Annotated in this window: 2 protein-coding genes; both read right to left on the reverse strand. The window is 63.8% G+C overall.

What is annotated here, in order from left to right; all coding sequences use genetic code 11:
• The coding region (locus RMT89_RS41015) for a hypothetical protein (RefSeq protein WP_315888845.1) at positions 1-301 on the reverse strand (301 nt) is incomplete at its 3' end.
• Position 302: 1 nt separating this feature from the next.
• The coding region (locus tag RMT89_RS41020) for a DUF1799 domain-containing protein (RefSeq protein WP_315888846.1) at positions 303-495 on the reverse strand (193 nt) is incomplete at its 5' end.

The following is a 495-nucleotide window of genomic DNA, read 5'->3' on the forward strand; positions in this document are numbered from 1 at the left end:
CCTTGCCGGCACTTTCGGCCACAGCGCCCATGGCGATCTTCGCGGCCATTGAGTTCTTGGACAGATTGCTGATCTCGATCGCGGCACGCTGTTCGGCTTCGGCCAATTCGACGATTTCGCGGGTGGCGGTCTGCGCGGCCTGGCTGAGGTCAATGATCTCGGCGCTGGTGGCATCTGATGCCTGTCCCAAGGCGCCGACAGATTTCTGGGTATCCGCGAGGGCCGCTTTGGTCTGCGCCAGCGCCTGTTGGGCGCCCTTGGCATCACCCTCCAGCAACAATCTGACGCGTGCGTCTGACATCTCAACCCTCATTCAATGCGGCCAGTGCGCCGCGTTCGATCAATCGGAGCTGTGACCACAGGGCGGGCGGGCATGGCGTGTCCGACATTTGCAGCCCGGCCTTTGCGCCGGCGTAATCAAGCCCGATGGCCCGCGCGCCTGTCGGACCGGCCACCATCCGCCATTGTGTCGCAACAGTCAGGAAGGCGTTGAGC

The organism is Streptomyces sp. P17, assembly GCF_032436805.1.
Taxonomy (GTDB): domain Bacteria; phylum Actinomycetota; class Actinomycetes; order Streptomycetales; family Streptomycetaceae; genus Streptomyces.